Raw genomic sequence first — 26,114 nt, forward strand, 5'->3', positions numbered from 1 at the left:
GCGCCATGGGTCTGCTCAAGGAGGTACTGCTGCTGCCGGCCGCGCCGATCAGGGGCACCGCGTGGGTGCTCGAACAGGTCGTCGCCGAGGCGGAGCGGCAGTACTACGACCCGGCCGTGATCCATCGGGAGCTGGCGCGACTCGTCGCCGCGTACGAAGCGGGCGAGATGGACGCGGCCGAGTTCGACCGTCGGGAGGACGACCTGCTGGCCAGGCTGGAGAACGCGGCCCGGGCGGGCCGGGCGGGCCAGGCCGGCGGCGGATGGGGGGCCGGACCGTGACGGTGCCCTCGGGCCTCCCCCGCCCCTACGAGGACCACTCCGGTGGCAACCTCGCCGACATCCTCGAACGCGTTCTCGACAAGGGCGTCGTGATCGCCGGGGACATCCGCGTCAACCTCCTCGACATCGAACTGCTCACCATCAAACTGCGCCTCGTCGTCGCCTCCGTCGAACGGGCGAAGGAGATGGGGATCGACTGGTGGGAGCGGGATCCGGCGCTCTCGTCCCGGGCCCGGCAGGGCGAGCTGGGGCGGGAGAACGAGGAACTGCGCCGCCGTGTCGCCGAGTTGGAAGCCAGGACGGAGACATGATCCCGGAACCCCTGCTGTACGTGTACGGCGTCCTCCCCTCCTCCCCCGCGTCGTCCCTGCCGCTCACACCGGACGAGCTTCCCGACGCCCCGCTCGGCTCGGGACTCGCGCTGGTCGAGCACCGGGGGCTCACCGCCGTCGTCGAGCCCGTCGACGCGCGCGAGTTCGACGAGAGCCCGCTGCGGGAGCACCTGGAGGACCTCGACTGGCTGGCGTCGGTCGCCCGCGCCCACCACCGTGTGGTGGACGCGGTCGGAAGCCGTGCCACCACCGTCCCGATGCGGCTGGCGACCGTCTGCCGTGGCGAGGCGGGCGTGCGCCGGCTGCTGGACAGGGGTCACGACCGGATCCGCGCGAGCCTCGACCGCGTCGCCGGCAAGGAGGAGTGGGGCGTCAAGCTGTACGTGGACGACGACGCGGTCCGGTCCGAGCCGTCCGAGCCGTCCGGCCTGTCAGCCGGCACCGGTCCGAAGGGGCCGGGCGGCTCGGCGGGATCGGCGGGCTCGGCACGCGCCGGTGACTCCGCGGGGCGTGACTATCTGCGTCGGCGCCTGGGCGACCGCAAGGCCCGCCAGGACCGCTCCGTACAGGTGGCCGAGACCTCGGAGCGACTGCATGCCTTGCTCGCGGCCCGCACGACCGACGCCGTACGGCAGCCGCCGCAGGACGCGCGACTCTCCCGCGCTCCCGGCCGGAACGTGCTCAACGCCGCCTACCTCGTCCCGGTCGAGGGACGACAGGCCTTCCTGGACGCCATACCCGCGCCGGACGGCCTCCCCGGCGGCGTGCGCGTGGACGTGACCGGCCCCTGGGTGCCGTACTCCTTCACCCAGAGCGCCCCCGAACCGGACACGCCCCGATGACGGGCCGCGATGCGGCGCGGCGGGATCCGGCGGCGGTCCGCGGCGAGGAGATCGCCCTCGTCGACCTCCTGGACCGGCTCCTGGCGGGCGGTGTGGTCGTGGGCGGAGACCTCACCCTGCGCATCGCCGACATCGACCTCGTACGCGTCGACTTGAAGGCGCTCATCAGCTCCGTCGGCGACTCCGTACCGTCCCCGTGGAACCAGGTGGAGCCATGACGTCACCACGCCCGAGTCACTGCTCCTGCCCATGCTCCTGTGCCGGTCCTGGCAGCGGTACAGGTGCCAGGACCGGTCCTGCGCCCCGCGCCCGTCGGGTCGAACTCGACCCCGACACCGTCGAACGGGACCTGGCGCGCCTGGTGTTGACCGTCATCGAGCTGCTGCGGCAGCTGATGGAGCGCCAGGCGCTGCGCCGAGTCGAGGTCGGCGACCTCACCGAGGAGCAGGAGGAGCGACTGGGACTGACCCTGATGCTCCTCGAAGACCGGATGGGCGTCCTCCGGGACCGGTTCGGCCTGGAACCGGACGATCTCAACATCGACCTGGGCCCTTTGGGCAAACTGCTCTGAACGGAGTTTGACATGACAGAACGGGAACAGAAGCGAAGCATGAGTGCTTCCGAGAAGACCACCAACAGCAATACCCGTAGCGGCGGTTCGCGTGCCGGCTCCAACGGTTCCGGCACCCGGGAGCGAACCACCCGTGGTACCGACAACGCCACGAAGGCCGTGTCGGACGCCAAGGACGAGACGGCCACGATGCTGTCCGCGCTTCCCGCCCCGGTGGCGGAGAAGACACTGGCCGCCGCCCAGGCCGTACGCGGGGTCGTGGGCCCCAGCGGATGGCTGTGGGGCGCCCTGCGCGCCCGCAAGGCCCTCGCCGGCGGAACGGTGGCGAGTACGGCCGCGCTGGCCACCGGGGCCTATGCCCTCGGGCGGCGCGCGGGCCTGCGCCGCCGCGGCCCGATCTCCCGGCTCACCGGGGGCAGGATCTGAGAAGCAGGGACTCCGTGACCGTACGGAGTACGACAGCGACGGAGACAGCAATGGAGAGCTGGCGCCGCTTGGCGGCCTGCCGGACCGCAGACCCCGATCTCTTCTTCCCCGTGGGAACCGGCGCACCCGCGCTGGAACAGGCCGAGGACGCGAAGCGCGTCTGCCAGGGCTGCCCGGTGCGGGAGGAGTGCCTGCGCTGGGCCATGGAGGACTCACGTCAGGTGACGGGGGTCTGGGGCGGCCTGCGCGAGGACGAGCGGCGGTCCCTGAGACGGCGATGGAGCCGCCGGGGGAACGGCAGCGCCTGAAGCGCACCGGCCACGGCGCCGGCTCCGGCCCCCGCGGACGACCGCTCACCGACGGCCGTCGTCACCCCACCGTGAGGAGGGTGACGACGGCCGCGGCGTGCCTTCGGTGCGGCCGCCGGGGTCCCCCGGACGGCGCGTTTGAGGCGGCCGGGACGGGACACACGCAGAGCGCACCACAGCGCCCGTCGGCTGTGCGGCCGCGAGGCGTTCCGAGTCACAGAAAGGCGATCATGATCACCTCCACCCTGGCAGCAGCCACATCCGCTCTCACGCCCGGGCCCGCTCTCGCGTCGGCCGGATCCAACGCTGTGTTGTTCGCCGTACTCATCGGCGTGGTGGTCGTCGCCGTTCTCCTCGGCGCGTTCTGGTGGGGCAGTCGCCGCGCCGCGCGCCGGCGCCGCCCTGTCGGTGACCCCACGCAGGGGAGCACCCAGCACGGCCGCGACTCGTGGACCACACCCGACGACGACCCGGGCCTCGGGGACTCCCGCCGCTGAAACGTCACACCGCCGTGCGAGTCCCCCTTTCGGCCCGCCTCCCCTCCACCCCACGCCACCGGGCGCACCGGTAGGCGCGGGCCCCGCTCCTCCCGTCGCACGCACCCCGTACTCTCGGGTCGGAAAGAACGAGAAACGCAGGGAAGCGACGATGACCGATCCGTCCGGCCAGGAGACGGTGCCCCGCGTGGGCGAACAGCCCCGGGCGGCGGCGACGACACGGGTGTTCATCGCCCTCGCGCCGCCCGACGAGGCGAAGGACGAGCTGGCGCGGGCGCTGAGCCCCGCGTACGAGGCGTATCCGCGTATGCGGTGGAACCGCGTCGAGGACTGGCACATCACCCTGGCGTTCCTGGGAGAGCTCCCCGTCACGGCGGTGCCGTCGCTGCAGCCGGCCCTCGCCCGCCTGGCGGCGGCGCGTCCGCCCCTGGAACTGGCGCTGCGCGGCAGCGGGCATTTCGACGAGCGGGTGCTGTGGAGCGGGATCGACGGGGACCTGGAGGGGCTGCACTCCCTCGCCACCGAGGTGCGCGCCGTCGTCGAGGAGTGCGGTGTGCCCTTCGCCGGCCGTCCCCTGCGGCCGCATCTCACCCTGGCCCGCGCGCGCCGCGACGACACGGCGTGCGTGGTGGCGGCCGCCGCCGCTCTCGCCGGATTCACCGGCCGGCCGTGGCGGGCGGCGCGCCTGCATCTGGTCGGCAGCAACTTCGGCCGTGGGCCGGGGCCGATCCGCTACCGCGACATCACGTCGTGGGGTTTCGCGGAGCGCTGACGGGAGCGCCCGGTCACCCGATCCGCGGGCAGAAGAACCAGCGCCCCGCCGCGTCACGGCCCCTGGATACGCCGGAAGGGATGCTCGGCCTCCAGGGCGAACGCGACTTCCAGCAGCGTCCGTTCGCTGCCGGGGCGGCCGGAGAACATGACGCCGACGGGAAGCCCGTCCTCGGTCGCGCTCGGGGCGGGCACCGAGATCGACGGTGTGCCGACGACATTGTTGATCGGCGTGAACGCCACGTACGCCAGGATCCGTTCGATCAGCGTCGGATACGGAACGGCGGGGCTGAGGTGACCGATCGGCGGCGTGGTGTGGGCCAGTACGGGGGACAGGATGAGGTCGAGCCCGCGGAACGCCGCCGCGTACGCCTCCCTCGTACGCCTGAGTCTGCGCAGCACGCCCGGTGTGCGCCGCCAGTTCTCGACGTACGCGTCGCGCAGTCCCCGGCTGAGGCCGTCCATGCGGCGCCGGTCGAAGTCGCCTCCGAGGGTCCGGCCCGTGGCGCCGATGAGGAACGACAGCAGTCCCCAGTAGGTCAGGAAGTCGTCGGTGAAGCGGGGGTCGATGGCCAGCTCCACCGGTTCCACGGTGTGGCCGAGCCGTTCGAGCGTGGCCACGGTCTCCGTGACGGCCGCCCGGGTGGCCGGGTCGGAGGGGACGCCGTTCGGCGAGTCCAGCAGGAATCCGACGCGCAGGCGCCGATCCGAGGGGCCCTCGACAAGTCCCAGGGGCGGCAGCTTCGGATTGCGCCAGTACGTCTCGGCGGCGGCGAGGAACGCGGCGGTGTCCCGTACGGAACGGCTCAGGACGCCGTCGGAGACGATGTCGAGCGGCAGTTGACGGCTCTGGGCGTTGGCCACGACCCGGCCGCGGGTCGGCTTGAGACCGACGAGTCCGCAGCAGGCGGCGGGGATCCGGATGGAGCCACCGCCGTCGTTGGCGTGCGCGATCGGCACCGCCCCGGCGGCGACGAGCGCCGCGCTGCCTCCCGATGAACCACCCGCCGAATGTCCCGTGTTCCACGGGTTGCGTACGGGCTCGGCGCCCTCGTACTCCGTGGTCGGGCTGAACCCGAACTCGGGCAGCCGGGTCTTGCCCAGCACCGTGACGCCGCTGCTCAGGAACTGCCGGGCGAAGGGCGCGTGCCGCCGGGCCGGTGCCCGTGGGGTGAAGGCCGCGCTGCCGTGGCCGGTGGGGAGTCCTCGGTACTCGGTGTTGTCCTTGACGAAGGTCGGCACTCCCGCGAAGGCACCGCCCGCTCCGGTGGCGGCCGTTCCCGTGGCCGCCATCGGGACCTCGGCGTACGCCTGGACCGCGTGGAGCCGTTCCTCGACCGCCCGTACCCGCTCCGCCGCGTCCCTGGCGGCCTCGGCGGCACCGACCTCACCCCGCCGGATCGCCGCGGCGAGACCGACGGCGTCGTGCTCTCCCAGGGCGTCGTCCCGGAAGGCGTGCACCCTGGTCCGTTCCTCGAAAGTCGTCACCGCTACCTCAGCCCCGGCCGTACGGATGGTGCCGCCATCATTCCTTACCGGCAGGTAACACGCGAGGGTTCAGCGGCTGCGCGATGTCGCGAGACCGGAATCCCCGCGCTTCAAACTGGTGATCGAAATCGGGCCCGGGTGTGGCTATGATCGTCCGCAGCAAGGCCGTAGCGCAGAGGTCGTCGCGCCCACGCATCGAGCTGGAGGACGTCGGTTCGAATCCGACCGGTCTTGCGCCTACGTGAAGTCGACGCGGACGCCGGGCCCCGGCGAAGGACCGGTGGAGTGGTGATGGACCAGCCGACAACGCCCGTACGCTGCCCCGCGATCGAGCACCCGGATCTGCCACTCGCCGATCCGGCGGAGCTCGGTCCGCTGATGGCCCGCCTCACGGACGCGCGGCCCGTCGGCGACGACGAGACCTTCCCGCTCGGCACCCTGCGCGCCGACGGCCGGGTGGACCTGTGCAAGCAGGGTCTCGGCCCCGACGGCGCCGCCCGGCTGCTGCCCGTCGCCACCGCGTCCCCGCACGCCGCCCACCTGCTCCTCGGCACCAACTCCCTCGGTGACGAAGGTGCCCGGTCGGTCGCCGACGCCCTGGCCGCGGCGCGGGACGCCGGCGCCTCCCACGGGATCCACACCCTCTACCTCGGCTGCAACCGCATCGGGCCCGCCGGTGTGACCGCCCTCGCCGAGGCCCTCGCCGACGACACAACGCTCCGCGCCCTGTGGCTGAAGCGGAACCCCGTCCGGGAGGCCGGTGCCCGCACCGTCGCCGGGCTGCTGCGCCGTAACACGTCCCTGCGCACCCTCGACCTCGTCAACTCCGGCATCGGCCCCGCGGGCGTACGGGTGCTCCTCGACGCCCTCCTGGATCGCGGAGCCCCGCTCGAACGGCTCTTCCTCGGCGGCAACGGCCTGACCGCCGCCGACGCGCCGCTGCTCGCCGCCCTCGTCCGCGACGCGGGCGTCCGCGAGCTCTATCTGACGGCCAACCACCTCGGGGACGAGGGCACCGCCGTCCTGGCCGCCGCGACCGACCCCGCGCGGCCCGTACGGCTCGGCCTCGGCGGCAACGGCATCGGCCCGGCGGGCGCGCGTGCCCTCGCCGACGCCCTCGACGGCATCGAGACCCTCGACCTCGGCCGCGCCATGTCCGAGCGCAGCCTCGGCTCCCCCGGCAACGCCACCGGAGACGACGGTGCCGGGGCCCTGGCCGCCGCCCTGCCCGGCAGCCCGCTGCGTCGCCTGGAACTGCGCCACACGGGCATCACCGGCCGTGGTGCGAAGAGTCTGCTCGCCGCGCTGCCCGAGGGGCACCGCCTCGAGTACGTGGGTCTCGGCCCCGGCCTGCCCCGCCGCGTCAAGCGGTCCTTCGCCGAGCGGCTGCGCCCCGTCCGGCCGACCCACCCCGATCTGCGCGCGATCGGCAGCGTGTACCGATGAGCCCGCGTCCGGCGCCGCCCCACCCCCTCCCGCCCGCCGCGCTCCCGCCCGCCGACGCCGCCGTCTGGGCCCGCGTCCGCCGCTACGCCGTTCCCCGCTGGATGATCGAACGCGCCACGGAAGCCCGCCTGGCCGGTGACTGGCGGGCCGCGTGCGCCGCGGCCGCGGTGGACGTCCCGGACGGCCTCGACCCGGAGCGGATCGCCGACCGGTACGGCCCCGACGTGGCGGCCCGGGTGGCCGACGACCTCCGTCACCTGGCCCCGGACCTGCTGCGCTGGCACCTGCCGCGCGTCCTCGGCGGCCACACCACGATCACCCCCGGCCGGCGCGTCGTTCTCGCCTCGTACGGGAGCACGGGCCCCGTGCTCTCGCTCACCACCTCCCCGATGCTGGAGGGACCCCAGCGGCTCCTCCTGCACTTCGGCCCGGCCCGCGCTCCCGCCCTCGACAAGCTCCACGGCCTGACGTACGCCACCGAGGACTGGACCGCCGCGCGCCGCTTCTGGGACGCCCGCCGCACCGGCGAACTGCGGTACAGCGCGGGGCCCTCCGCCTCCGGCCGGCTGCCGTTCCTCCATCCGGACGGCACGCCGCTCACCGCCGAGGAACTGCCCACCGAGGACCCGGGGACCGCCGACCCGGCCGCCCTCGCCGAGTGGGTCGCCGTTCTCCAGGCCCGCGGCGCCCATGTCGAGGCGTACGCCGCCGCCGGACTCGAGCTCGACCTCACCTCCCCGCCGCAGGGCCGACGCTCCTACCGGCCGCTCGACGTCGCCGAACTCCTCGGGTACATCGCGCCCGACCTCACGCGTCTGGCCCCCGAGATCCGCCGGCTGGGGCTCGCCGGACGTGGCACGCGTTTCCGCGTCCCCGTGGAGTGGCGCGGCCACCTGCTGGTCGAGCGCGACCCCGCGGACGCCGACGAGACCCGGGCGCACGTCGCCGGCCGCGAGCGCTACCAGGAGGAGGACGCTCCCCTGCTGCCCGCATACGCCTGGCAGCGACTGCCCGACATCGGTCTGCTCCGTGCGGGCCGGATCCGGCCGGAGGACCTGCACCCGCTGGTCACCGCGGCCCTGTTCCCGCACGCCGGATCCGTCGCCGGCCCGGCCGGACCGAAGGCGCCCGGGCCGAAGGCGCCCGCGCCGGTCCGCGTCCGCTGCGGCGGCGCGTGGCACGAGGTCGTGTCGAGGAACGGCGTGCTCGACATCCCGCACACCGAACAGGAGCGGCAGCGCGAACTCGCCCTGCGCGCCTTCGGTGGAACCGTCACCGGCTGCTTCGCCACCCAGCACGCCTGGACCAGCGGCGAGGGACGGCTGCCGCGCGCCCTGCGGGAGGAGCGGCGGGAGCTGTTCCAGCACGTGCAGCACGGAGACGCCCCCGGCGTGCTGGCGCTGCTCGACGCGGGGACGGACCCACACGTCCGCGACCGCATGGGACGCGGCCTGCTGCACGTCCTCCACCTGCTCGACCACCGGGAGTTGCTGCCCCGCCTGCTGGCCGCCGGGCTCGACCTGGAGGCCAAGGACAGGACGGACCGCACACCGCTCCAGAGCGCCGTCCACTGCGGAGGGTCCGCCGCCCTGGTCAGGGATCTCCTCGACGCCGGCGCCAGGATCGACGTGACCGACGAGATGGAGCTCTCCCTCGCCCAGGTGATCCGCCGTTACGAACGGACGGATTTGATGTTCCTGCGCCGCCGCGTGCTGAAGGAGCACCCCGGCATCGGCTCCGAGTGGTTCGACGACCACATGAGCGAGCGGGACGAGGAGCCCGACTGGGACGAGGACGAGGAGCCCGGCCGGGACGAGGACGAAGAGCTGCCCGCAGACGAGGACATTCCCGCATGACCGGTTCCCCTTCCGTTCCCCCGGTCCTCGCGGCGGCCGACGCCCTCAACGCCCGTCTGCGCGTCACCCGGAGCGAACCCGCCGGCAACCCCCAGCTGGAGGCCCTCGCCCTGGCCGTGACGGCGAACCAGCCCGTGCTGCTGTGGGGCGAGCCCGGCATCGGCAAGTCCGCCGGCATGGAACAGCTCGCCGCCGCCCTCGGCGTCCACCTGGAGACGGTCGTCGCCAGCGTCCACGAGCCGTCCGACTTCGCCGGGCTGCCGATCGTCGGCGACGACCCGGCCGCCTCGGGCGTTCCGATGGCCCCGCCGGACTGGGCCGTCCGGCTCGCGCGCACCGGGCACGGGCTGCTGTTCTTCGACGAGTTGTCGTCGGCGCCGCCCGCCGTACAGGCCGCCCTGCTGCGGGTGGTCCTCGAGCGCAGGGTCGGCAGCCTGGCCCTGCCGGAGTCGGTACGGATCGTCGCCGCCGCCAACCCGCCTTCCAGCGCGGCCGACGGCTGGCACCTCAGCCCGCCGCTCGCGAACCGCTTCGTCCACCTCGACTGGACGCACGACCCGCGCACCGTGGCCCGCGGCATGGCCGGCACCTGGCCCGAGACCGCCCTGCCCGCCGTGGACCCGGGGCGCGCGTCCGGCGCGGTCGCCCGTGCCCGTGGTGTGATCTCCGGCTTCCTGACCGCCCGCCCCGGCCTGGTCCACCACATGCCGAAGGAGGCCGAGGGCCGTGGCCGCGCCTGGCCCTCCCCGCGCACCTGGGAGATGGCGCTCCGGCTGCTGGCCGCCGGGTACGCGTCGGGCGCCGGACGGGAGGCGCAGGCCGCCGCCGTGATGGGCGCCGTCGGTGAGGCGGCCGGCATCGAGCTGCTGTCGTACCTGGAGAACCTCGACCTGCCCGACCCCGACCGGGTGCTCGCCGACCCGTCCGCCTTCGCGCTGCCCGAACGCGGCGACCGTCAGCTGGCGTTCCTCATCGCCGTGGTCGCCGCCGTGCAGAGCGAGCCGACCCGTCCGCGCTGGGAGGCGGGCTGGGAGGTCCTCGCGAAGGCCGTGGACGCCGGGGTCCCCGACGTGGCGGCGCGCGCCGCCCGCGACCTCGCCGTGATGCGCGAGCCCGAGTGGCCGATCCCGCCCGGTATCGACGCCTTCCTGGAACTGCTCCAGCTCGCCGGCGCGCTGCCGGGCGCGCGCTGACCGGCCGCCGTCCCGTGACCGCCACCGGGAGGCCGGCCGACGGGCTGGACCGCGCCAAGCTGCTGGCCGCCCGCTACAAGGCGGCCGAGGCCCGCCCGTACCTCGCCTCCGCCCTGTACGCCCTGACGGTCGTCGCCTCGGAACACGTGCCCACCATGGCCGTCGACCGCTTCTGGCGCTGCTACGTCGCTCCCGCCTTCGTCGAGGCCACCGACATCGAGGAGCTGGCCGGGGTGTGGATCCACGAGGCCTCGCACCTGCTGCGCGACCACCACGGGCGGGCCGACCGGCTGCCCGCGGCCGACCAGCGCGACCGCAGGCGGGTCAACATCGCCCAGGACTGCGAGATCAACGACGACCTCGTCTCCGACGGACTGCGCCTGCCGGAAGGGCGCATGGAGCCGCGCCTGTTCGGTCTGCCCGTGGGCGGACTCTTCGAGGAGTACCTGCCCGGTGTCCCGGCGACGTCCCACCACCCGGTGGACTGCGGGTCCGGCGCGCACGGCGTTCCGGCACCCTGGGACCTGGGGGAGAACGGCGGCGAGGGCGTGGCCCGGCTGGGCCCCGTGGAGGCCGAGGCCCTGCGCCGCCAGACCGCCCAGGCCATGCGCGCCCACCAGCGGTCCCGGGGGTCACTTCCGGCGGGCTGGCGGCGCTGGGCGGAGGAGGTCCTGGAGCCGACCGTCGACTGGCGCAAGGCGCTGACGGGTGCCGTCCGCGAGGCCGCCGCGTGGGCGGGCGGTGCGGTCGACTACACGTACCGGCGCCCGTCGCGCCGCACCCCGGCCCTCGGCGGCCGGGTGGTCCTGCCAAGCCTGCGTCGGCCGCTGCCGCGCGTGGCGATCGTCGTCGACACCTCCGGGTCGATGGGCGAGGACGACCTCGCGGCCGCGCTCGCCGAGGTGTCGGGCGTGCTGCGCGAGGTGGGGGTCGGCGGCAACCGGGTCACCGTCCTGGCCTGCGACGCCGACGTGCACGCCGTCGCCAGGGTGACCGCCGTCGACCAGGTCGAACTGGCGGGCGGCGGCGGGACGGACATGACCGTCGGCATCCGTACGGCGCTCGCCGCCCCGCAACCGCCGAACATCGTCGTCGTGCTCACCGACGGGCACACCCCCTGGCCCCCGGAACCGGTCTCCTGCCGCCTCGTCGTCGCCCTGATCGGCCAGGACGCCCCTCAACCGCCCGCATGGGCCGAGACCGTACGGATCACCCCGCACCGCTGACGGGGCCGTGGTGCCGTGGTGCCGTGGTGAATCAGGCAGGTCCGCCGCCGTCAGCTCGTCCAGGCGCCCCGCGCGGCGGCGGTGCGGGCGTGGTCGGCGAAGTCCCGGGGCGGGCGGCCCAATACCTTCTCCACGTCCTCCGTGACCGAACTCGGGGCGCCTGCGCGAATCTCGGCGTACAGGCCGATCGTGAGCTGGATCCATGCCTCGGGCACGCCGTGGGCACGCTGCTCGGCGGCGTACGCGTCGGCGGTCAGCGGCGTGTAGCGGAGGTCACGCCCCGTGGCCCGGGCGATGTCCGCGACGGCGTCGGCGAACGACATCGGTCTCGGGCCGCTCACCTCGTACTCCTGCCCGGCGTGCCCGTCCCCGTGCCCGTTCTGGGTGAGGGCGGTGACGACGACGGCGGCGATGTCCTCGGCGTCGACGAACGCCTCCTGACCGTCCCCGGCCGGCAGGCGCACATCACCGGAGAGGACGGCGTCGCGCAGGAAGTCCTCGCTGAAGTTCTGGAAGAACCACCGCGGCCTGATGATCGTCGCATCCAGACCCGCTTCACCCAGCGCCCGCTCGGCCGCCCGCACATGGCCCAGGTCCAGGCCCGGCGTGTCGGTGTGCGGGAAGGAGAGCAGCACAGCGCGCCGCACCCCGGCCCCCGCGGCCAGGCGGGCGAGGGCGGCGATGTCCTCGGACGCCTGCGCGCCGCCGAGGTCCGGTGCGACCACGTACATGCCGGACACGCCGTGGAGTGCCTGCTCCCATGTGGTGCGGTCGCTCCAGTCGAAGCGCGTGTGGCTGGAGCGGGAGGCGGCCCGCGCCCGTACGCCCTTCTCGCGAAGCTGTCGCAGCACGCGCCGGCCGGTCTTCCCCGTGGCGCCGGTCACCAGAGTCGTCTCGTTTCTCATGGTCTCCAGCGAACCCTCCGACGGGGGCGGTGGCCATGGCGAGCACACTCACGTCCATACGCGTTCGTCTACCCTGACCGGCATGAACGCCCAGGCGCCGATCGGAACCGACCCACTGACGGACCTGCTGAGCGGCGTGCGGACCACAGGGGCGCTGTTCAACCGGTCGTCCATGTCCGGTTCCTGGGCGGTGCGCTTCGAGGACGGCTCACCACTGTCGCTGGCCGTCCCCCTGCACGGCCCCGCCTGGGCGACTCCTCACGACGGCGAACCGCTGCGCCTCGAGGCCGGCGACGTCGCGGTGTTCAGCGGCGGAGCCCCGTATGCGATCGCGGGGGCGCCGGACACCGAGCCGGACGTGGTCGTCGGCCCCGGCGGACGCTGTACGACCCTGGACGGGAGAGAGCCCCCCGGCACCACGCGCGGCGTGCACACCTGGGGGCCGTCCGGGCCCGGCGATCCGGTGATGGTGAACGGCCTGTACACCGTGGAGGCCGGGACGCCCGGCCGGCTGTCGGCGGCGCTGCCCCCGCTCGCCGTCGTCCCGGCGGCCCAGGGGCACTGCCCGATCAGCCCGGCGGCGTTGGAGGATGCCGCCCGTCCCGCACCCGGGCAACAGGCCCTGCTGGACCGGATGCTGGACCTGATGCTCATCACCGCCCTGCGCTCCTGGTTCACCCGCCCCGGCGCCCAGGTCCCCGGCTGGTACCGCGCGTACGCTGACCCGACGGTCGGACAGGCCTTGCGCCTGCTCGACGCCGACCCCGCCCACCCCTGGACGGTCGAGAGCCTGGCCGCCAGGACGGGTGTCTCCCGGGCGTCGCTGGCCCGCCGGTTCGCCGTTCTGGTCGGTCGGCCTCCGATGACCTATCTCCGTGAGAAGCGGATCGCCTTGGCGGCGGACCTGCTGCGCGACCCCGGCGTCACGCTCGGCGCCGTGGCGGCGCGGGTGGGCTTCTCCCACGCCTTCGCGCTGAGTACGGCGTTCAAGAAGGCGCACGGCATCAGCCCGAGCGACTACCGGCGCGGCGACGCGCGAGCCGCTGAGTGACCGAGGGCGCGGGCCTCGCACCGGTGCGTTGTCAGAGCCGTCTGACAGGGTTCGCCCCATGAATGATCATCCGTTGCGGTCTGCCGCTCGGGGCACCCGTGTCCGTCCGTACCTCCGACGACCGCCGGGGTGAGGGCTGATGGGCGACTGCTTCCAGACGATCGCCGACATCGACGCCACCCCCGAGGAGGCCGAGGCCCTCGGGGCGCGGGTCGTGGCGTGGCTGGTCGCCGAGGGGATCGTGCGCGCCGAGCGGACGTACGAGATGCTCGGCAGGCCGGTGCATGCGGCGGGGCCGTGGTGGGACGACGTGACGGAGTGGCCGCAGCCGGGCGGCTTCGACGGGCTGGGTCATCACCGGCCGTACCGTCTTCTGGGGTTGCCTCGGTTCCGACGGCTCCCCCGTCTGCCCGCACTGCGCGGCGCCGGCCGCCACCGCGCCCTGGTCGGACGCCTTGGTGGCCTGGCAGAGGACCGGCACCGCCGAGATGCGGTGCCCGGCGTGCGACCGATGGGGCGCGCTGCCCGAGTGGACATGGGAGGACAACCGTTTCGCCCTCGCCCACCTCGGCTTCGAGGTCTGGAACGCGGCACGGCTCCGCCCCGAGTTCGTCGCCGAGGTCGGCCGGGTCCTCGGCCACCGGATCCGTACGGTCGCGGGAAAGCTCTGATCCGCGGGGCCGCGCGGGGCGGGCACACGCTCGGCGGCCCAGGGCCGGGGGGGAGCGTTACGGCGCGAGGGGCGCCCCGGACAGCTTCGCCGCGGTGCCCCGGGCGATCTCGAAGGCCACCACCGGATTGCCGTCCTCGCGCCAGGGCTCGGCACCGCACCACGGGCCGATCAGGCGGAACTGCTCCAGTGCGGCGGCGTACATCTTCACCCGCATCATGTGATGCGCCAGCAGGTGACGGAGCGCGGGCAGGCGCTCGTTGTCGGGGGCGACCCAGGCGAGCGAAGCCGCGACCTCCTCCAGGAGTTTCCTCGCCGCACGCCCGGTGGGCAGCGCCGAAGGGCCGGAGCGTTTGACGAGCTCGTCCAGCGCATGCAGGTGCATCCCGGCCAGGGGGCTGCCGGGCGGCGCCTTCCGGACCGCCTGCTCGGCGAACCGCGTCATCAACGTGTCGCTGCCGAACCACTTGGCGCACCGGTACTGAAGGCCCTGCCAGTGGCCCGCGTAGTGGTACGGGGCGCGGGCGACCAACCCGTCCCAGAGCGGCTGGAACTCGTCATGGTCGTACTGGGCCCCCCGGGCGGCGGTGACCATGACGACCCAGGGGCCCGGGTTCTCCGGGTCGAGCAGCGCGGCCTGCCGGGCTTCCATGATCGCGGCGGGGAGCATGGCGCGGAAACGGTTCATCCGGTCGAGCGGGACCTTGTCGGCGTACTCGGCGCCACGGATCTCCCAGGCCCGGTGCACCATCAGCCCGGCGTGGAGGGTCGCCGCATCGCAGTTCCCGGGCCTGGCCGCCCGCCATGCGTCCAGCCACGCGTCGTCCTCGCAGGCCACCTGCTGCAGGAGCTCGATCCGGGACCAGCGTTCGTCCCAGTCCTTGCCGGCCGCCTCGACATACGCCTCGGCCACCTCCCACTGCCCCTCCCAGGCGGCGTCCGCCACGGCCTGCATCTCCTTGAGCCGGTACGGCGCCGGGGGCGGACCGGAGCGTCGCGGGTCGAGCTCCTCGCGGGGCACGAGACCGTACTCGGCGGCCACGAAGCTCTCCTCGACCCAACGGGCCGTACGCCGGGGAGTGATGAAGAGTCTGTAGAGCACGGAGAGAAGCGCGCCGAGCACGACGGCGAGGAAGATCGTCACGGCCGAGAATCATCCATCAGCCCATGACTCTCCGCAATAGCCCAGGCCAACGATCCGGCGAGGTCAGAGCGGTGACCGGATGCCCGACCGACCGCTGACCGGGCGCCGACGGAGCACCGATCGAGCGTCGATCAAGCGCGTGCCCCGGCGCCTGGTGTGGCGACGGGGCTTCGTCCAACGCGCTCTTTCCTCTCGACGTGTCAGGCACTGTCCGTCGCGCCGGCCGTCCTCGCGTAGCGCACCACGCTCGATGCGGCCAACAGGACCACGGTCACGGCGCTCATCAGCGCTGTGGCCTTCGCCCACGTGTACGTGAAGGCGAGGCTGCTGCTGATCAGACTGACCGTGCCGACGCTCTCCAGCGCGTGGATCACGATGACGCCGATCGCGAGCCCCACAGTGGCGGCCCAGACGATCACGGTGTCCCGTACCGCGAGCCATACGCCGCACAGCAGGCACAGCACGGTGACGACCACGGACAGCATCTCGGCGCTGCTGCCGGCGCGCATGTCCGCGAGGTCCGTGGGCACATGGACGAGGCCGCAGGCGAGCATGGCGACCGCGGCCGGCCAGCGGAGCGCCGACCTCAGCGCCGAGGAGGCGGTGTGGCTGCCGGGGCCCTCGGCCAGTGCGCCGTCCAGAGCGGACCCCGTCCACTTCGCGGATCCCCGCGAGCGCTTCTGCGCGGCGGCGACGACCGGGACGGCGTCCTTACCGGCCTTCACGCCGTCGTCCTGGCCGGACCCGGCGTTCCGCTCCTTGGCACCCGCGCCGGCGGCGCGCCAGTCGCTGCCGTCGGTGTTGAGGATGTTGACGAGCGCCACCACGTCCTCGATCGGCCGCCCGACGGCGGCGGCACGGAGCGTGGTCTCTGCCTGGTGGAGGTCGTACCCCGATTCGTTGAGGAGCGCGACCAACTGCCGCACCTCGTCCAGGGGGCGGGAGACGGCCGCTGCGCGCAGCGCGACGTCCGCGGGGCTGGACAGCTCGCCGGTCTGCTGGAGGCGGGCGACCAGCGAAGCGACCTCCGGCACCGGACGCTCGGTCGCCGCCGTACGCAGAAGGGTGTGTATGGCCTCGTCACCCGTCTCGTCCTTGTCCTGCGCTTCGGAGGCGGCCGCTGGGTCCGTCGCTGGCTCCTGCTCCGCCACCGGCGCCTGCTTCGGCTCCGGTGCCGCGGCCGGGGCCAGCTCCTGCTTCGGCTCCGAGGCGGGAGCCGGGGCCGGAGCCGGGGCCGGCTCGGGTTCCGGCTCGGGCGGCCTCGACCATGTGGCCTCGTCGGCAAGGTCCGGGCCGCTCGGGGCCGCCGCCACCACTGGGGCGCTCGGCACAGCAGGCGGTGCCGTCGGTGCCGTCGGTGCCGTGGTCGGCATGGGCGGTACAGCGGGGACGGGAGGCGTACGAGGAGCCGGGTGCGGGGGGACGGCGAACTGGGGGGACGACGCGGGGGCGGACCCGGCATGCGGTTCCCTGTCGTCTTCGGCCGGATTGATGTGGAAGGGGTCGGGGGTCATGTCGCGGGCTCCGTTCGTGGAACATCCGGTAGGCGTCCACCGTGGCTGTCTCGTGAGCACCAGAAGACGCGCACTCACGTACAAGTAGTGCGCGGTTCGTGACACTGCGCCATCCGGGAACGCCCCCACTGGGCCGACGGAGCTAAAGGCCCGCCCCGCCCGCCGGGGCGGGCCCGTACGGCCCGTGCGGGACCAGGCCGGCGACGGTCTCGGCTCTCCCGCCGCCTCGCCACGGTGGCGTCGCGACGCCGGAGTGCCCGGAAGGGTCCGGGCGAGACGTCCGTGCCGGCACCGCCGCGGAGCGCCGCGCGAGGCCGTCCGGAGCCGGAGCCCCGCGGGCGTGACGCCGTATGCGAGAACGTCACGGAAACGCCTTCTCCCGGTTACACGGCAACCCCCTCCCCCATGCCACTCTCCTGCCTGCACGACATCAACACGCGTAGATCCCCGCGCCGTTGAGCAGAGCGCCGCGCTCTACGCATGCCGCCCCCGGGAAAGGGAACCCCCATGTTCGCTGTGCAGATAGGCAGATGGCAGGTACTGGCGACAGCCCTGTCCGCCCTCCTCGTCGGCCTCACCCTTCCGACGGTCGCCGCGACACCCGCGAGCGCCACGACCAACGCGTACGACACCACGTACTACAAGAACGCGATCGGCAAGACCGGCCCCAGCCTGAAGTCCTCCCTGCACACGATCATCGGCAGCCAGACCAAGATCTCGTACGACGCGGTGTGGAACGCCCTGAAGGTCACCGACCAGGACCCGAACAACAGCGGCAACGTGATCCTTCTGTACAGCGGCACTTCGCGAAGCAAGGCCCTCAGCGGCGGCGACGTGGGCGACTGGAACCGGGAGCACGTCTGGGCCCAGTCGCACGGCAGCTTCGGCACCTCGGCCGGCCCCGGCACCGACCTGCACCATCTGCGCCCGGCGGACGTCCGGGTGAACAGCATTCGCGGCAACAAGGACTTCGACAACGGCGGCAGCACGGTCAGTGGTGCGCCCGGCAGTTACACGGACTCCAACTCCTTCGAGCCGCGCGACGCGGACAAGGGTGACGTCGCCCGCATGATCCTCTACATGGCCGTCCGCTACGAAGGCGACGACGCCTGGGCCGACCTGGAGCCCAACGACTCGGTCTCGAACGGGAGCGTCCCGTACCACGGCCGTCTCTCGGTCCTGAAGCAGTGGAACGAGCTGGACCCGCCGAGCGCCTTCGAGGAGCGCCGCAACAACGTCATCCACAGCACCTACCAGGGCAACCGCAACCCGTTCATCGACCACCCGGAGTGGGTCGAGGCGATCTGGTAGAGCTGCTCCGGCCCCCGCCCCCGCCTCGCCATGGGCGGGGGCGGAACCGCATGGCGTACGCCGGCGTCCGTCCAGACGTTCGCATGATCATGATCTCCGACGGAGGACTCGCCCCATGACGGGAACGGCTGGAACGGCTGCTCGCTACCTCTACCTCACGCGGCACGGCGAGGCGTCCCCGGACGAGAGCGAGCTGACGGACAACGGCCGCCGCCAGGCCGTACTCCTGGGTGAGCGGCTTCGGAACGCCCCCCTCTCGGCCGTCCACCACGGTCCGCTCCCGCGCGCCGAGGAGACCGCCCGGCTGATCGGCGAGCAGCTCAGCGGTGTTCCCCTGCGACCCTCCGAACTGGCCGGCGACTACATCCCCTACGTGCCCCGGCGAGACGAGCTGCCGGCCGAATCGGCCGACACCCTGATCGGTCGTCTGTCCCGGTTCCCCGCCGAGGAACGCGAACTCGGACCGGCGTCGGCCCGGGCGGCGCTCGCGCGGTTCACCGGAGCCGTGGAGGGCGACGAGCCTCGCCACGAACTCGTCGTCACCCACAACTTCCTCATCGGCTGGCTCGTCAGAGCCGCGCTCGACGCCCCGAAGTGGCGCTGGATGGGCCTCAATCACGCCAACGCCGCGCTGACCGTCATCCGGTACGCACCCGATCGGCCCGCTTCGGTCCTCCTCTACAACGACACGGGACACCTTCCCGACGACCTTCGCTGGACCGGCTTCCCGCCGGACCTCCACGTCTGAGCGCACGAGCCGCCACCGACGACGGTGTAAGGGATGCGGCCGCGGTCCGGGTCACCGACGTCGTTGATCCGGTCGCACACACTCGCGCTAGTGTTCGCACGTGAGCCTCTCTGTCGTGATGGGATTCGGGCCCGCCGGTGCGGCCACTGCTCGGCTGCTGGCTGAGCGGGGGCATTCCGTACGGGTCGTCACCCTGTCGGGCCGAAGCCCGGAACCCGGCATCCAGCACATCGCGTTGGACGCCACGGACACCGCGCGACTGATCGACGCGTCGCGAGGCGCGGCCGCGATCTACAACTGCGCCTCACCGCCCTACCATCGCTGGGCGAGCGGATGGCCGCCCCTGGCCGCGTCGCTCACCGCGACGGCCGAGGCGACCGGGGCCGTCCTGGTCATGCTGGGCAACCTCTACGGATACGGGCCGGTGGACGGTCCGATGACCGAGAAGCTGCCGCCCGCGGCGACCGGCCCCAAGGGGAGGGTTCGCGCCGCTGTGTGGGAGCAGGCGCGGACACTGCACGAGCAGGGTCGCATCAGGGCGGTCGAGGTACGGGCCTCGGACTTCTTCGGGCCCGGTGTGACCGACGGCGGGCACCTGGCCGCGCGGGTCGTGCCACGGCTGCTGCGCGGCAAGCCGGTCTCCACGCTCGGGGATCCGGACACCCCGCACAGCTGGAGCTATGTTCCCGATGTGGCCAGGGCTCTGGTCGAGGTCGCGGGCGAGGAGCGGGCCTGGGGACGGGCCTGGCACGTGCCCACGGAACCCGCCCTGTCCACCCGGGAGATGATCGACCGGCTCGCCGCCCAGTCGCGGACGGGGCCGGTCCCGGTGCGCAGGCTCTCGCCGGCCGTGCTGGGCATCGCGTCGGTCTTCTCCCCGCTGATCCGCGAACTGAAGGAGATCCGTTATCAGTTCGACCGTCCGTTCGTCGCCGATTCCAGCGCCTACGAAGCGGCGTTCACGGTACGCGCCACTCCTGTCGAGGAGCAGGTCAGGGCGACGGTGAGCTGGTGGCGTGAGCGGCTGGGCACCGCGCGATGACGCAGCCGCGAGCGGGAGCTCGGGGAACGTAGGCTGACCTCGGCGCCCAAGCGACAAGGAGGACCCATGAACGCCGCCGATACAGGCCGGCAGCAGCTGGACACGGTCAGCGTCCTCAACACGAAGGTCACACTGGTCCAACTCCTCGGCCGGGCGGGGATCTTCTCCGGTGACGCGGAGGAGCTGATCGGGCTCGTCGAGGCCGGTGCCCTCGCCGTCGCGCTCAGGGAGATCGGTGGGATGACGCGGAGCGCCCCGGGAGAGAAGGGCGCGCTCTACGAGTCGGGCTGGCTCGCCGGAACCCGCGCCGTCACCGACGAACTCGGCGAGATCGCCGAGCGGACTCTGCGGAACGCCGTCAGCTCCGGCCCTGCGGCCTCCTCCCCGGACACCCGCCCCCCTGTCGGGAGGATGGAGGTCGAGCGGGCGAAGGTGGCGGTGATGCCTCTCTACCTCTCGTTCACCGCTCTCTCCGACCTCGACCCCGAGGTCTCCGAGCAGGTGCTCATCGCGGTACTGGGCACGATGACCGCCAGGGAGCGGGCCGGGTACGCGGGGCGGCTGACGGAGTTCACCTCCGCCCACCGCATACACCTGGAACGGCTGTACGCGGAGTACGGGCCCGGCAGCACCATCGCGATCCACGGCCGCTACTCCCTCCTGCACTCCCCCACCAGCGTCGCCGTACTGGAACGACTCGCCACGACGCCGTCGGAGCTGCGGCAGGAGTGGGACGCCGCCGAACTGCCGCCCGCGTGGCTGGACGGGCTGACGACGGCCTGGGCCTCAGCGCCCTGACCGCCCACGGGGGCGAGGGCGCGCGGGAGCCGCGCAGGCATGTTCGCGGTGGGAGGGGTTAGCTGGAGAGGTACCGGGGTCTCTCGTGGCTCGGTCCCCCGCCACGACCCGCCCACCGGTGCACCGTCCCCACGGCATCAGGAGGCATCGCGATGACCAGCACCGTCAAGGACATGCTCGCCACCTACCCGGCCGATCTCGGCAGTGTCGATCGTGACAAGCTCACGCGCTGCATCGAGGAATGCGTCGCGTGCGCCCAGGCGTGTACCGCCTGTGCGGACGCCTGCCTGTCGGAGGGCATGGTGGGCGACCTCACCAAGTGCATTCGCACGGACATGGACTGCGCCGACATCTGCACCGCCACGGCCGCCGTCCTCTCCCGGCACACCGGCTACGACGCCAACATCACCCGCGCCATGCTTCAGGCGTGTGCCACCGCCTGCAAGGCGTGCGCCGACGAATGCGCCTCCCACGCGGACATGCACGACCACTGCCGTATCTGCGCCGAAGCCTGCCGCTCCTGCGAGCAGGCCTGCAACGAGCTGCTGGCCACCCTCGGCTGACCCACACGCTCGCTCGCGCCGGAGCAGCGACACCGGTCGCTGCTCCGGCACGCGAGCCCGGCCTGATCGACAGGACACCCCCTAGGCTCGACACATGACCGAGAACGAGATCCAGCTCAAGGCCATCGCGGCACTCACGGCCCTGCGCGGCGGCGTCGGGACCGATTACGTCTCCGATCTGCTCGGCGAAGTCATTCCTACGCGGTTCCTCGTCCCCGACACCGAGGATCCGGCGGAAGTGGGTCTGGCCATGCTGAACCAGCTCTCCGCACCACTGAGCGCCCTGATCAACGGCTTTGTGCTGGCCTTCGAGACGGTCGCCGGGGCGTACGACCGGACGGAACCCGAGATGCCCACCGACGAGATCCTGCAGGCGCTCGCGCTGGACATCGCACGCGACCCCGACTGACCACCGCGCGTTCCCTCGCCGGCCCCGGAATCATGCGCCTGCGGGCGAGGCGTCGGTCGGGTCCGCGTGGTCGAGGGTGAACAGGCCGCCGTCAGGGTCCCGGATCGTCACCTGGTGGCCGCCGCCCCCTTCCGGGCCGGTGACGGTGCTGCCGCCGTTCTCCAGCGCGAGCGCGACCGCCCTGTCCAGATCCGGGACCTTGAAGTGGACCAGCCAGCGGGGGCGCAGCTGGGGTTTCGGCGCGGCCTCCTCCACCGGTCCGCTGTTGAGCCTGGCGACGGGTTGCCCCCGTCGCCGGAGGACGACCTGATCCTCCTCGTACGAGATGTCGCAGAAGCCCTCGGCGGCGCCCTGACCCCAGCCCAGCACCTCGCCGTAGAAGACCGCCGCGTCGAACGCGTCGCCCGTGTGGAGTTCCAGCCAGACCGGGGACCTTTCCGTGCCGACGCTCCACTCGACGAGGACGCCCCCGTCCCAGACGCCGAAGGCGGCGCCCTCCCGGTCGGCCACCAGCGCCGCCCGGCCACCGGGCGGGTAGGAGACGGGGCCCACCCCGACCGTGCCTCCCCGTTCGCGCACCCGCGCGACCGCCGCGTCGGCGTCGTCGACGGCGAAGTACGGCGTCCATGCCACCGGTACGGCGAACTCCCCCGCGATCGCGCCGATGCCGGCGACGGGCACCCCGTCGACCTCCGCCACCGAGAAGACGCGGCCGAAGCGGCCCTGCCGGAACGTCCATCCCAGCACCGTGCCGTAGAAGCGCTCCGCCGCCTGGCGATCGCGCGCCGCCAGGCTCAGCCAACAGGGAGCTCCGATCACTTCCGCTGCCACCAGCACCACGGGATTCTCCCTCCGTACGCGCTTCGGGGTCTCGCAGCCTCTCACCGAGGCGCCCGCCCGCGCGTATGCCCCTCGCCCGGCGCTCTACGCGGCCGGGCCGCTGATCGGCCGCGGATCCGTCACGGACCGGTCAGGCCGTACCGCGCCGGTCCGTGCTGTCCCGGCGGAGTTGGGCCGCTCGGCCGACCAGGCGGTCGACGCTCTCGGCGAGGTCCGGACGGGCGGCCCGCACGTGGTCACGGGCTCCGGCGAGGGGGGCGACGAGCGCGGCGGCGTCGTTCTCGGCGAGGGCGCGGTCCAGCTCGGCCAGGGTCGTTCCCGCCGCCTCGGGAAGGTCCGTGAGGGCGGTGATCTGCCCCGCGAGCCGGCGCAGGTCTGCCGCGTGGACGCGGGCCCAGGTCACGACCGCCCGGTCGGCGGCGCGCCGGTCGCGGGTGGCCTTGACGCGTTCCTCGGCGGTGCTTCCGTCGGCACCCGGGCGGAGCCGGAGATAGCGGCGCTCGGCGGCCTGGCGGCTGGCCACGCCCAGCGGCTCGGCAAGATCCGCCCAGCTGGCCCCGGCCTGCCGGGCGGCCTCGATGAGCCCGGATTCCCACGCGCCCAGTTCGTCGCGCACCTCCCGCAACAGAAGCAGCGAGGACAGGGCCCGCTCCGGTCCCTCCGCGGCGGTCGGGGCGTCCGTCCCCTCCGGGTCCGCGGTGCGTGCGGTCTGAAGAGCGGCGCTGATGACATCGAGCGCCTCGGTGGCGGCGAGGAGGGATTCCGGGGCCGTACGCGGGTCGCCGTCCGCGCCGCCCGATTCGCCCGGGGTGTTCCGCGCGTGCGGGACGTTCTGACGGCGGCTCTCACGGCTCTGCTCGTTCGCGGTCACGGACACCCTCCCCGATGTCATCCCTTCGACGACGCCCTTCTTGTCATCACATGGATGACATGTTACAACGGAACCAGGTGAAGCGCATGGGCACATGTCGTCCGATCCGACTGGAGGTGTTCGTGATGCTGATGCGCACCGACCCGTTCCGCGAGCTCGACCGGCTCACCCAGCAGCTCCTCACACCGGGCACCTGGTCCCGGCCGTCGGCGATGCCGATGGACGCGTACCGGCGGGGCAACGAGTATGTCGTCGCCTTCGATCTGCCCGGAGTCTCCACCGACGCGATCGACATCGACGTCGAGCGGAACATGCTGACCGTGAAGGCCGAGCGACGTCCGGCGCCGAACACGGACGACGTCCAGATGGAACTCTCCGAACGGCCTCTGGGTGTCTTCTCCCGGCAGATCATGCTCGCCGACACGCTCGACACCGCGCACATCGACGCGGCTTACGAGGCGGGCGTCCTGACCCTGCGTATCCCGATCGCCGAACAGGCCAAGCCCCGCAAGATCACCATCGAGAGCCGCGGTGACCGCAAGGAGATCAGCGGCTGAGACGAGAGCCGTCACGGTTCGGCTCCACGGCGGAGGACGGAGCTCGGCTCCTCCCCTTCCCGGGCACCCGTCCTCCGCGCCCCCACCCTCCACCTCTCATGAGGGGACAGCAGCGATGCTCACAGACGTGTTCCTCAAGGAAGTGCAGGAACGCGGGAGGTACGACACCGCCCAGGAGGCCGACCGCGCCGCGCGTGTGGTCCTGGCGCTCCTCGGCGCCCACCTGGTCGGCGGCGAACGCGCCGAACTCGCCGCCCGGCTGCCGGAGACGTACGCCTTGATCCTGCTCAACCCGCTGCAGGCAGCTGAACCCCTGTCCCCCGAACGTTTCGTGCGCGCCACCGCCGCGTGGATCGAGGGAGCCACGGCGGAGACCGCTCAATGGGACGTCGGCGCCGTGCTCAGCGCGGCGGCGGACGCCGCCGGCGAGGAGCTCATGCGGCACATCCTGATGCAGCTTCCCCCCGGATACGACGTGCTCTTCGGACGGCCGACGTCGCCGTGACACCCCGACGGTCGCCGTGACACCCCGACGTCAGCAGGCGGCCGTGCGCTCGAAGTCGGCGATCGCCTTGTTCAGGGTCGCGAGAGGCGGCCGGACCTGGTCGAGCGCCGTCTCGCCCTTCATCGTGTCGTCGTCGAGGTTGGTGATGGTCGTGTCGAGTCGGTCGAAGGCCTGCTGAAGACGCGTGGTGTCCATGCCGTCGCCGGAATCCTCGGCGGCCTCACGGACCTTCTGCAGGTCGTCCTTCATGTCCTCGCGCACGTCCTCGATCTCGGTGACGGTGCTCGCGGAGGTCAGACCGGACATCTCCGCCGTGTGCTCCTTGAGGTCGGTGACCCTCTCGCACACCGTGGGGGTCGCCGCGGCGCCCGTGTCCTCCGACCCTCCGTCGTCGGCGCATCCGGCGACCGTCAGTGCGGCGATCGCCGCCGCGGCCGGCAGTGCGGCGAACGTCCACGGACGTCGAGCGGAGTAGTGCGTCCTGGTCCTGGTCATGGCGGCCACCTTGGTCTGTCGGTCCGCTTCTCCTTCGTCCTCCCGTCGGCGAGTTTCCCCTCGCCGCACCGCCAAACCCGCCGACTACGCGTCGGCCGCCGGTGCCGCGTACAGGACGAGGTTGTCGTCGTAGCGACCGGTGCTCCGGTCGTAGTCACCCGCGCAGGTGAGCAGAGCGAGGCGAGGGGGACCGTCAGCGGAGAAGAGATCGCCGGGGAGTTCGGTGCGGTCGTACGTACGGCGTGCCGTGACGCGGTACCGGTGGACCCGGCCGTCGGCGCCCCGTACCTCCACCCGCGCCCCGACGTCGAGACGGTGGAGCTCGGCGAACGCGCCCAGCCCCTCCTCGGTGTCCACGTGCCCGGCGATCAGTACGGTGCCGCGGGAGGCTCCCGGCGGGGCGCCCATGGCCCACCAGCCGGCGAAGTCGCCGTCCCGGGGCAGAGACATGTCTCCGCCCGGGGCGGCCGTGACGGGCCTGACGGTCGCGTGGAGGCGGTGTGGTCCGCCGACGGTGACCGACACGGGGGCCGCCGAAGGATTCCCCGACCGGGGCGAGGAGAGGGCGGCGGGCAGGGTTCCCTCGTCCGCGCGGGTGGGCGCGCGGTCGAGAAGGGTCCAGCCCGCCGCCATCAGCACGCCACCCATCGCGACGGCCGCGACCGGCCCTGCTCGGTGGCGGCTGCGCACGTCGGTCAGCTCTCGGTGGAGCGGCGACGGTGGCCGCGCGCGATCAGGAACCCGGCTCCCGCCGCGAGCAGTCCGCCGCATGCCAGAGCCGCGGCGCCCAGTGCCGCTCGGTCGTTCGCGAGGGCCGCCAGGTGACCGCCGGTACCGGCGCTCACCGTCTTGGGAGCCTTGGCGGCGTGGCAGGTGCCTCCGCGGACCATGTCCAGGTGCATGGCCACGACGGGACGGGCGGACTTGGCCGCGGCGACGACCTGGGCGTTCTCACCGGCCGCGATCTCCTGGTCGATCAGGACGAGCGTCTTCTCGTGCGCGGCGTCCTGTTCGGCGAGCCAGCCGGCGTCGTACGCCGGCGTTCCGGCCTTCGTCTTCAGCGCCGCCAGCTTCTGCCGGTCCTCCGGCGCGGGAGCCCCGGGCAGCGAGACGCCCAGCTTCCGGGCCAGCGCCTTCACGTCGGCGTCCAGCTTTCCGTGGTCACGGACCAGCGCGCTGCCGACGGCCTTCACACAGGCGGTGGTCGCGTTCTTCTGCGCGTCCTGTCCGGCGGCGATCTCGGCGAGGTTGCCCTGGTGCGCCGCTCTCATGAACGAGCTGTCCTGGCTGCTGACGTCCGCCGCGAACGCGGGGGACGCGCCGAGGCCGGTCACGGCGGCTATGAGAGCAGTCGTCGTCAGGAGTGTGATCCGCATGGGAATCCTTTCTTCCGCCCCGGCTGAGACCGGCGGCGTCGTGAACGGGTGCCGATGGGCACCCACAGCCATGTCTGT

Annotated in this window: 32 protein-coding genes and 1 pseudogene; 24 read left to right on the forward strand and 9 right to left on the reverse strand. The window is 73.0% G+C overall.

Features of this window, described 5'->3' with window-relative positions; all coding sequences use genetic code 11:
* Positions 1-5 precede the first annotated feature (5 nt).
* The 9 genes from ACFYV5_RS32245 (at position 6) to thpR (ending at position 4,029) form a co-directional block, all read left to right on the forward strand.
* Positions 6-281, forward strand: coding sequence for a gas vesicle protein GvpG (locus ACFYV5_RS32245; protein ID WP_389174420.1), 276 nt, complete (start codon positions 6-8; stop codon positions 279-281).
* A complete protein-coding gene (locus ACFYV5_RS32250) occupies positions 278-592 on the forward strand; it encodes a gas vesicle protein (RefSeq protein WP_355114878.1) in 315 nt (104 codons plus the stop codon). Before ACFYV5_RS32245 ends, ACFYV5_RS32250 begins: the two co-directional genes overlap by 4 nt.
* On the forward strand, positions 589-1,455 hold the full coding sequence (locus ACFYV5_RS32255) for a GvpL/GvpF family gas vesicle protein (protein ID WP_389174423.1): 867 nt from the start codon (positions 589-591) through the stop codon (positions 1,453-1,455). The genes ACFYV5_RS32250 and ACFYV5_RS32255 overlap by 4 nt, the downstream gene beginning before the upstream one ends.
* Positions 1,452-1,673 carry a gas vesicle protein gene (locus ACFYV5_RS32260; RefSeq protein ID WP_389174426.1) on the forward strand — a complete coding sequence of 74 codons (222 nt, stop codon included), beginning with the start codon at positions 1,452-1,454 and terminating at the stop codon, positions 1,671-1,673. The genes ACFYV5_RS32255 and ACFYV5_RS32260 overlap by 4 nt, the downstream gene beginning before the upstream one ends.
* Entirely contained in the window at positions 1,670-2,026 is a 357-nt protein-coding gene (locus ACFYV5_RS32265) for a gas vesicle protein K (RefSeq protein WP_389174428.1), read from the forward strand. Before ACFYV5_RS32260 ends, ACFYV5_RS32265 begins: the two co-directional genes overlap by 4 nt.
* A 39-nt stretch (positions 2,027-2,065) precedes the next feature.
* Entirely contained in the window at positions 2,066-2,452 is a 387-nt protein-coding gene (locus tag ACFYV5_RS32270; RefSeq protein ID WP_389174431.1) for a hypothetical protein, read from the forward strand.
* Positions 2,453-2,502: 50 nt separating this feature from the next.
* A complete protein-coding gene (locus ACFYV5_RS32275; protein WP_355114887.1) occupies positions 2,503-2,760 on the forward strand; it encodes a WhiB family transcriptional regulator in 258 nt (85 codons plus the stop codon).
* 230 nt (positions 2,761-2,990) lie between these two features.
* Positions 2,991-3,257 (forward strand): DUF6479 family protein, encoded by a 267-nt coding sequence (locus ACFYV5_RS32280; RefSeq protein ID WP_389174435.1) that lies wholly within the window; start codon positions 2,991-2,993, stop codon positions 3,255-3,257.
* Positions 3,258-3,408: 151 nt separating this feature from the next.
* Entirely contained in the window at positions 3,409-4,029 is a 621-nt protein-coding gene (thpR, locus tag ACFYV5_RS32285; protein WP_389174438.1) for an RNA 2',3'-cyclic phosphodiesterase, read from the forward strand.
* A 53-nt stretch (positions 4,030-4,082) separates the two neighbouring features.
* Here thpR and ACFYV5_RS32290 read toward each other — a convergent pair whose 3' ends face one another.
* Complete coding sequence (locus ACFYV5_RS32290) at positions 4,083-5,516, reverse strand: amidase (protein ID WP_355114893.1); 1,434 nt, start codon at positions 5,514-5,516, stop codon at positions 4,083-4,085.
* A 161-nt stretch (positions 5,517-5,677) separates the two neighbouring features.
* Here ACFYV5_RS32290 and ACFYV5_RS32295 point away from each other — a divergent pair.
* The 5 genes and pseudogenes from ACFYV5_RS32295 to ACFYV5_RS32315 all read left to right on the forward strand — a co-directional run bounded on the left by ACFYV5_RS32295 (position 5,678) and on the right by ACFYV5_RS32315 (position 11,237).
* A pseudogene (locus ACFYV5_RS32295) lies at positions 5,678-5,750 on the forward strand.
* A 57-nt stretch (positions 5,751-5,807) separates the two neighbouring features.
* Positions 5,808-6,962, forward strand: a complete 1,155-nt coding sequence (locus ACFYV5_RS32300; protein WP_389174442.1) for a gala protein — start codon at positions 5,808-5,810, stop codon at positions 6,960-6,962.
* Positions 6,959-8,818, forward strand: a complete 1,860-nt coding sequence (locus ACFYV5_RS32305; RefSeq protein ID WP_389174445.1) for an ankyrin repeat domain-containing protein — start codon at positions 6,959-6,961, stop codon at positions 8,816-8,818. The genes ACFYV5_RS32300 and ACFYV5_RS32305 overlap by 4 nt, the downstream gene beginning before the upstream one ends.
* Entirely contained in the window at positions 8,815-10,011 is a 1,197-nt protein-coding gene (locus ACFYV5_RS32310) for an AAA family ATPase (protein ID WP_389174448.1), read from the forward strand. The genes ACFYV5_RS32305 and ACFYV5_RS32310 overlap by 4 nt, the downstream gene beginning before the upstream one ends.
* A gap of 14 nt (positions 10,012-10,025) precedes the next feature.
* Positions 10,026-11,237, forward strand: a complete 1,212-nt coding sequence (locus ACFYV5_RS32315) for a VWA-like domain-containing protein (protein WP_389174451.1) — start codon at positions 10,026-10,028, stop codon at positions 11,235-11,237.
* Between the two features lie 50 nt (positions 11,238-11,287).
* On the opposite strand, the gene ACFYV5_RS32320 is transcribed toward ACFYV5_RS32315, so the two are convergent.
* A complete protein-coding gene (locus tag ACFYV5_RS32320; RefSeq protein WP_389174454.1) occupies positions 11,288-12,142 on the reverse strand; it encodes an NAD(P)H-binding protein in 855 nt (284 codons plus the stop codon).
* Positions 12,143-12,224: 82 nt separating this feature from the next.
* On the opposite strand from ACFYV5_RS32320, the gene ACFYV5_RS32325 reads away from it, so the two are divergent.
* The gene (locus ACFYV5_RS32325; protein ID WP_389174457.1) at positions 12,225-13,193 is read left to right on the forward strand and encodes an AraC family transcriptional regulator; all 969 of its coding nucleotides are present in this window, start codon (positions 12,225-12,227) and stop codon (positions 13,191-13,193) included.
* Positions 13,194-13,651: 458 nt separating this feature from the next.
* The gene (locus tag ACFYV5_RS32330) at positions 13,652-13,864 is read left to right on the forward strand and encodes a hypothetical protein (protein ID WP_389174460.1); all 213 of its coding nucleotides are present in this window, start codon (positions 13,652-13,654) and stop codon (positions 13,862-13,864) included.
* 57 nt (positions 13,865-13,921) lie between these two features.
* On the opposite strand, the gene ACFYV5_RS32335 is transcribed toward ACFYV5_RS32330, so the two are convergent.
* Both ACFYV5_RS32335 and ACFYV5_RS32340 read right to left on the reverse strand, forming a co-directional pair.
* Positions 13,922-15,007, reverse strand: a complete 1,086-nt coding sequence (locus ACFYV5_RS32335) for a hypothetical protein (protein WP_389174463.1) — start codon at positions 15,005-15,007, stop codon at positions 13,922-13,924.
* A gap of 200 nt (positions 15,008-15,207) precedes the next feature.
* Positions 15,208-16,338 carry a hypothetical protein gene (locus ACFYV5_RS32340; RefSeq protein WP_389174466.1) on the reverse strand — a complete coding sequence of 377 codons (1,131 nt, stop codon included), beginning with the start codon at positions 16,336-16,338 and terminating at the stop codon, positions 15,208-15,210.
* Between the two features lie 690 nt (positions 16,339-17,028).
* Here ACFYV5_RS32340 and ACFYV5_RS32345 point away from each other — a divergent pair.
* From ACFYV5_RS32345 to ACFYV5_RS32370, 6 genes are all read left to right on the forward strand, one after another.
* On the forward strand, positions 17,029-17,832 hold the full coding sequence (locus tag ACFYV5_RS32345) for an endonuclease I family protein (RefSeq protein WP_389174469.1): 804 nt from the start codon (positions 17,029-17,031) through the stop codon (positions 17,830-17,832).
* A 115-nt stretch (positions 17,833-17,947) separates the two neighbouring features.
* Positions 17,948-18,580: a histidine phosphatase family protein gene (locus ACFYV5_RS32350; RefSeq protein WP_389174472.1), complete on the forward strand. Its 633-nt coding sequence runs from the start codon at positions 17,948-17,950 to the stop codon at positions 18,578-18,580.
* A 100-nt stretch (positions 18,581-18,680) separates the two neighbouring features.
* Positions 18,681-19,622 carry an NAD-dependent epimerase/dehydratase family protein gene (locus tag ACFYV5_RS32355; RefSeq protein ID WP_389174475.1) on the forward strand — a complete coding sequence of 314 codons (942 nt, stop codon included), beginning with the start codon at positions 18,681-18,683 and terminating at the stop codon, positions 19,620-19,622.
* Positions 19,623-19,688: 66 nt separating this feature from the next.
* The gene (locus ACFYV5_RS32360) at positions 19,689-20,420 is read left to right on the forward strand and encodes a hypothetical protein (protein ID WP_355114910.1); all 732 of its coding nucleotides are present in this window, start codon (positions 19,689-19,691) and stop codon (positions 20,418-20,420) included.
* A gap of 152 nt (positions 20,421-20,572) precedes the next feature.
* Positions 20,573-20,983, forward strand: coding sequence for a four-helix bundle copper-binding protein (locus ACFYV5_RS32365; protein WP_355114912.1), 411 nt, complete (start codon positions 20,573-20,575; stop codon positions 20,981-20,983).
* Positions 20,984-21,077: 94 nt separating this feature from the next.
* The gene (locus ACFYV5_RS32370) at positions 21,078-21,392 is read left to right on the forward strand and encodes a hypothetical protein (RefSeq protein WP_355114913.1); all 315 of its coding nucleotides are present in this window, start codon (positions 21,078-21,080) and stop codon (positions 21,390-21,392) included.
* A gap of 30 nt (positions 21,393-21,422) precedes the next feature.
* Here the strand turns inward: ACFYV5_RS32370 and ACFYV5_RS32375 are convergent, their stop codons facing one another.
* The gene (locus ACFYV5_RS32375) at positions 21,423-22,229 is read right to left on the reverse strand and encodes a VOC family protein (RefSeq protein ID WP_355114965.1); all 807 of its coding nucleotides are present in this window, start codon (positions 22,227-22,229) and stop codon (positions 21,423-21,425) included.
* A gap of 133 nt (positions 22,230-22,362) precedes the next feature.
* Entirely contained in the window at positions 22,363-23,103 is a 741-nt protein-coding gene (locus tag ACFYV5_RS32380) for a type III effector protein (RefSeq protein ID WP_389174481.1), read from the reverse strand.
* A gap of 125 nt (positions 23,104-23,228) precedes the next feature.
* Here ACFYV5_RS32380 and ACFYV5_RS32385 point away from each other — a divergent pair, with 125 nt between their 5' ends.
* Together ACFYV5_RS32385 and ACFYV5_RS32390 are read left to right on the forward strand one after the other, a co-directional pair.
* A complete protein-coding gene (locus ACFYV5_RS32385) occupies positions 23,229-23,660 on the forward strand; it encodes an Hsp20/alpha crystallin family protein (protein ID WP_355114967.1) in 432 nt (143 codons plus the stop codon).
* 115 nt (positions 23,661-23,775) lie between these two features.
* Entirely contained in the window at positions 23,776-24,165 is a 390-nt protein-coding gene (locus ACFYV5_RS32390; RefSeq protein WP_355114916.1) for a DUF2267 domain-containing protein, read from the forward strand.
* 30 nt (positions 24,166-24,195) lie between these two features.
* On the opposite strand, the gene ACFYV5_RS32395 is transcribed toward ACFYV5_RS32390, so the two are convergent.
* From ACFYV5_RS32395 to ACFYV5_RS32405, 3 genes are all read right to left on the reverse strand, one after another.
* Positions 24,196-24,660, reverse strand: coding sequence for a hypothetical protein (locus ACFYV5_RS32395; RefSeq protein ID WP_389174484.1), 465 nt, complete (start codon positions 24,658-24,660; stop codon positions 24,196-24,198).
* A gap of 84 nt (positions 24,661-24,744) precedes the next feature.
* The gene (locus ACFYV5_RS32400) at positions 24,745-25,350 is read right to left on the reverse strand and encodes a class F sortase (RefSeq protein ID WP_389174487.1); all 606 of its coding nucleotides are present in this window, start codon (positions 25,348-25,350) and stop codon (positions 24,745-24,747) included.
* 5 nt (positions 25,351-25,355) lie between these two features.
* A complete protein-coding gene (locus ACFYV5_RS32405) occupies positions 25,356-26,036 on the reverse strand; it encodes a DUF4142 domain-containing protein (protein ID WP_355114921.1) in 681 nt (226 codons plus the stop codon).
* Positions 26,037-26,114: the final 78 nt, after the last annotated feature.

It is taken from the genome of Streptomyces sp. NPDC003035 (genome assembly GCF_042888285.1).
GTDB lineage: Bacteria > Actinomycetota > Actinomycetes > Streptomycetales > Streptomycetaceae > Streptomyces.

What these genes read in the sequence shown, in the direction of transcription:
- ACFYV5_RS32385 (WP_355114967.1), top strand. Translation starts at nt 23,229, where the DNA reads ATGCTGATGCGCACCGACCCGTTCCGCGAGCTCGACCGGCTCACCCAG.
- ACFYV5_RS32365 (WP_355114912.1), top strand. Translation starts at nt 20,573, where the DNA reads ATGACCAGCACCGTCAAGGACATGCTCGCCACCTACCCGGCCGATCTC.
- ACFYV5_RS32305 (WP_389174445.1), top strand. Translation starts at nt 6,959, where the DNA reads ATGAGCCCGCGTCCGGCGCCGCCCCACCCCCTCCCGCCCGCCGCGCTC.
- ACFYV5_RS32265 (WP_389174428.1), top strand. Translation starts at nt 1,670, where the DNA reads ATGACGTCACCACGCCCGAGTCACTGCTCCTGCCCATGCTCCTGTGCC.
- ACFYV5_RS32310 (WP_389174448.1), top strand. Translation starts at nt 8,815, where the DNA reads ATGACCGGTTCCCCTTCCGTTCCCCCGGTCCTCGCGGCGGCCGACGCC.
- ACFYV5_RS32325 (WP_389174457.1), top strand. Translation starts at nt 12,225, where the DNA reads ATGAACGCCCAGGCGCCGATCGGAACCGACCCACTGACGGACCTGCTG.
- ACFYV5_RS32280 (WP_389174435.1), top strand. Translation starts at nt 2,991, where the DNA reads ATGATCACCTCCACCCTGGCAGCAGCCACATCCGCTCTCACGCCCGGG.
- ACFYV5_RS32350 (WP_389174472.1), top strand. Translation starts at nt 17,948, where the DNA reads ATGACGGGAACGGCTGGAACGGCTGCTCGCTACCTCTACCTCACGCGG.
- ACFYV5_RS32260 (WP_389174426.1), top strand. Translation starts at nt 1,452, where the DNA reads ATGACGGGCCGCGATGCGGCGCGGCGGGATCCGGCGGCGGTCCGCGGC.
- ACFYV5_RS32255 (WP_389174423.1), top strand. Translation starts at nt 589, where the DNA reads ATGATCCCGGAACCCCTGCTGTACGTGTACGGCGTCCTCCCCTCCTCC.
- ACFYV5_RS32345 (WP_389174469.1), top strand. Translation starts at nt 17,029, where the DNA reads ATGTTCGCTGTGCAGATAGGCAGATGGCAGGTACTGGCGACAGCCCTG.
- ACFYV5_RS32370 (WP_355114913.1), top strand. Translation starts at nt 21,078, where the DNA reads ATGACCGAGAACGAGATCCAGCTCAAGGCCATCGCGGCACTCACGGCC.
- ACFYV5_RS32405 (WP_355114921.1), bottom strand. Translation starts at nt 26,036, where the DNA reads ATGCGGATCACACTCCTGACGACGACTGCTCTCATAGCCGCCGTGACC.
- ACFYV5_RS32270 (WP_389174431.1), top strand. Translation starts at nt 2,066, where the DNA reads ATGAGTGCTTCCGAGAAGACCACCAACAGCAATACCCGTAGCGGCGGT.
- ACFYV5_RS32395 (WP_389174484.1), bottom strand. Translation starts at nt 24,660, where the DNA reads ATGACCAGGACCAGGACGCACTACTCCGCTCGACGTCCGTGGACGTTC.
- ACFYV5_RS32275 (WP_355114887.1), top strand. Translation starts at nt 2,503, where the DNA reads ATGGAGAGCTGGCGCCGCTTGGCGGCCTGCCGGACCGCAGACCCCGAT.
- ACFYV5_RS32360 (WP_355114910.1), top strand. Translation starts at nt 19,689, where the DNA reads ATGAACGCCGCCGATACAGGCCGGCAGCAGCTGGACACGGTCAGCGTC.
- thpR (WP_389174438.1), top strand. Translation starts at nt 3,409, where the DNA reads ATGACCGATCCGTCCGGCCAGGAGACGGTGCCCCGCGTGGGCGAACAG.
- ACFYV5_RS32300 (WP_389174442.1), top strand. Translation starts at nt 5,808, where the DNA reads ATGGACCAGCCGACAACGCCCGTACGCTGCCCCGCGATCGAGCACCCG.
- ACFYV5_RS32320 (WP_389174454.1), bottom strand. Translation starts at nt 12,142, where the DNA reads ATGAGAAACGAGACGACTCTGGTGACCGGCGCCACGGGGAAGACCGGC.
- ACFYV5_RS32390 (WP_355114916.1), top strand. Translation starts at nt 23,776, where the DNA reads ATGCTCACAGACGTGTTCCTCAAGGAAGTGCAGGAACGCGGGAGGTAC.
- ACFYV5_RS32245 (WP_389174420.1), top strand. Translation starts at nt 6, where the DNA reads ATGGGTCTGCTCAAGGAGGTACTGCTGCTGCCGGCCGCGCCGATCAGG.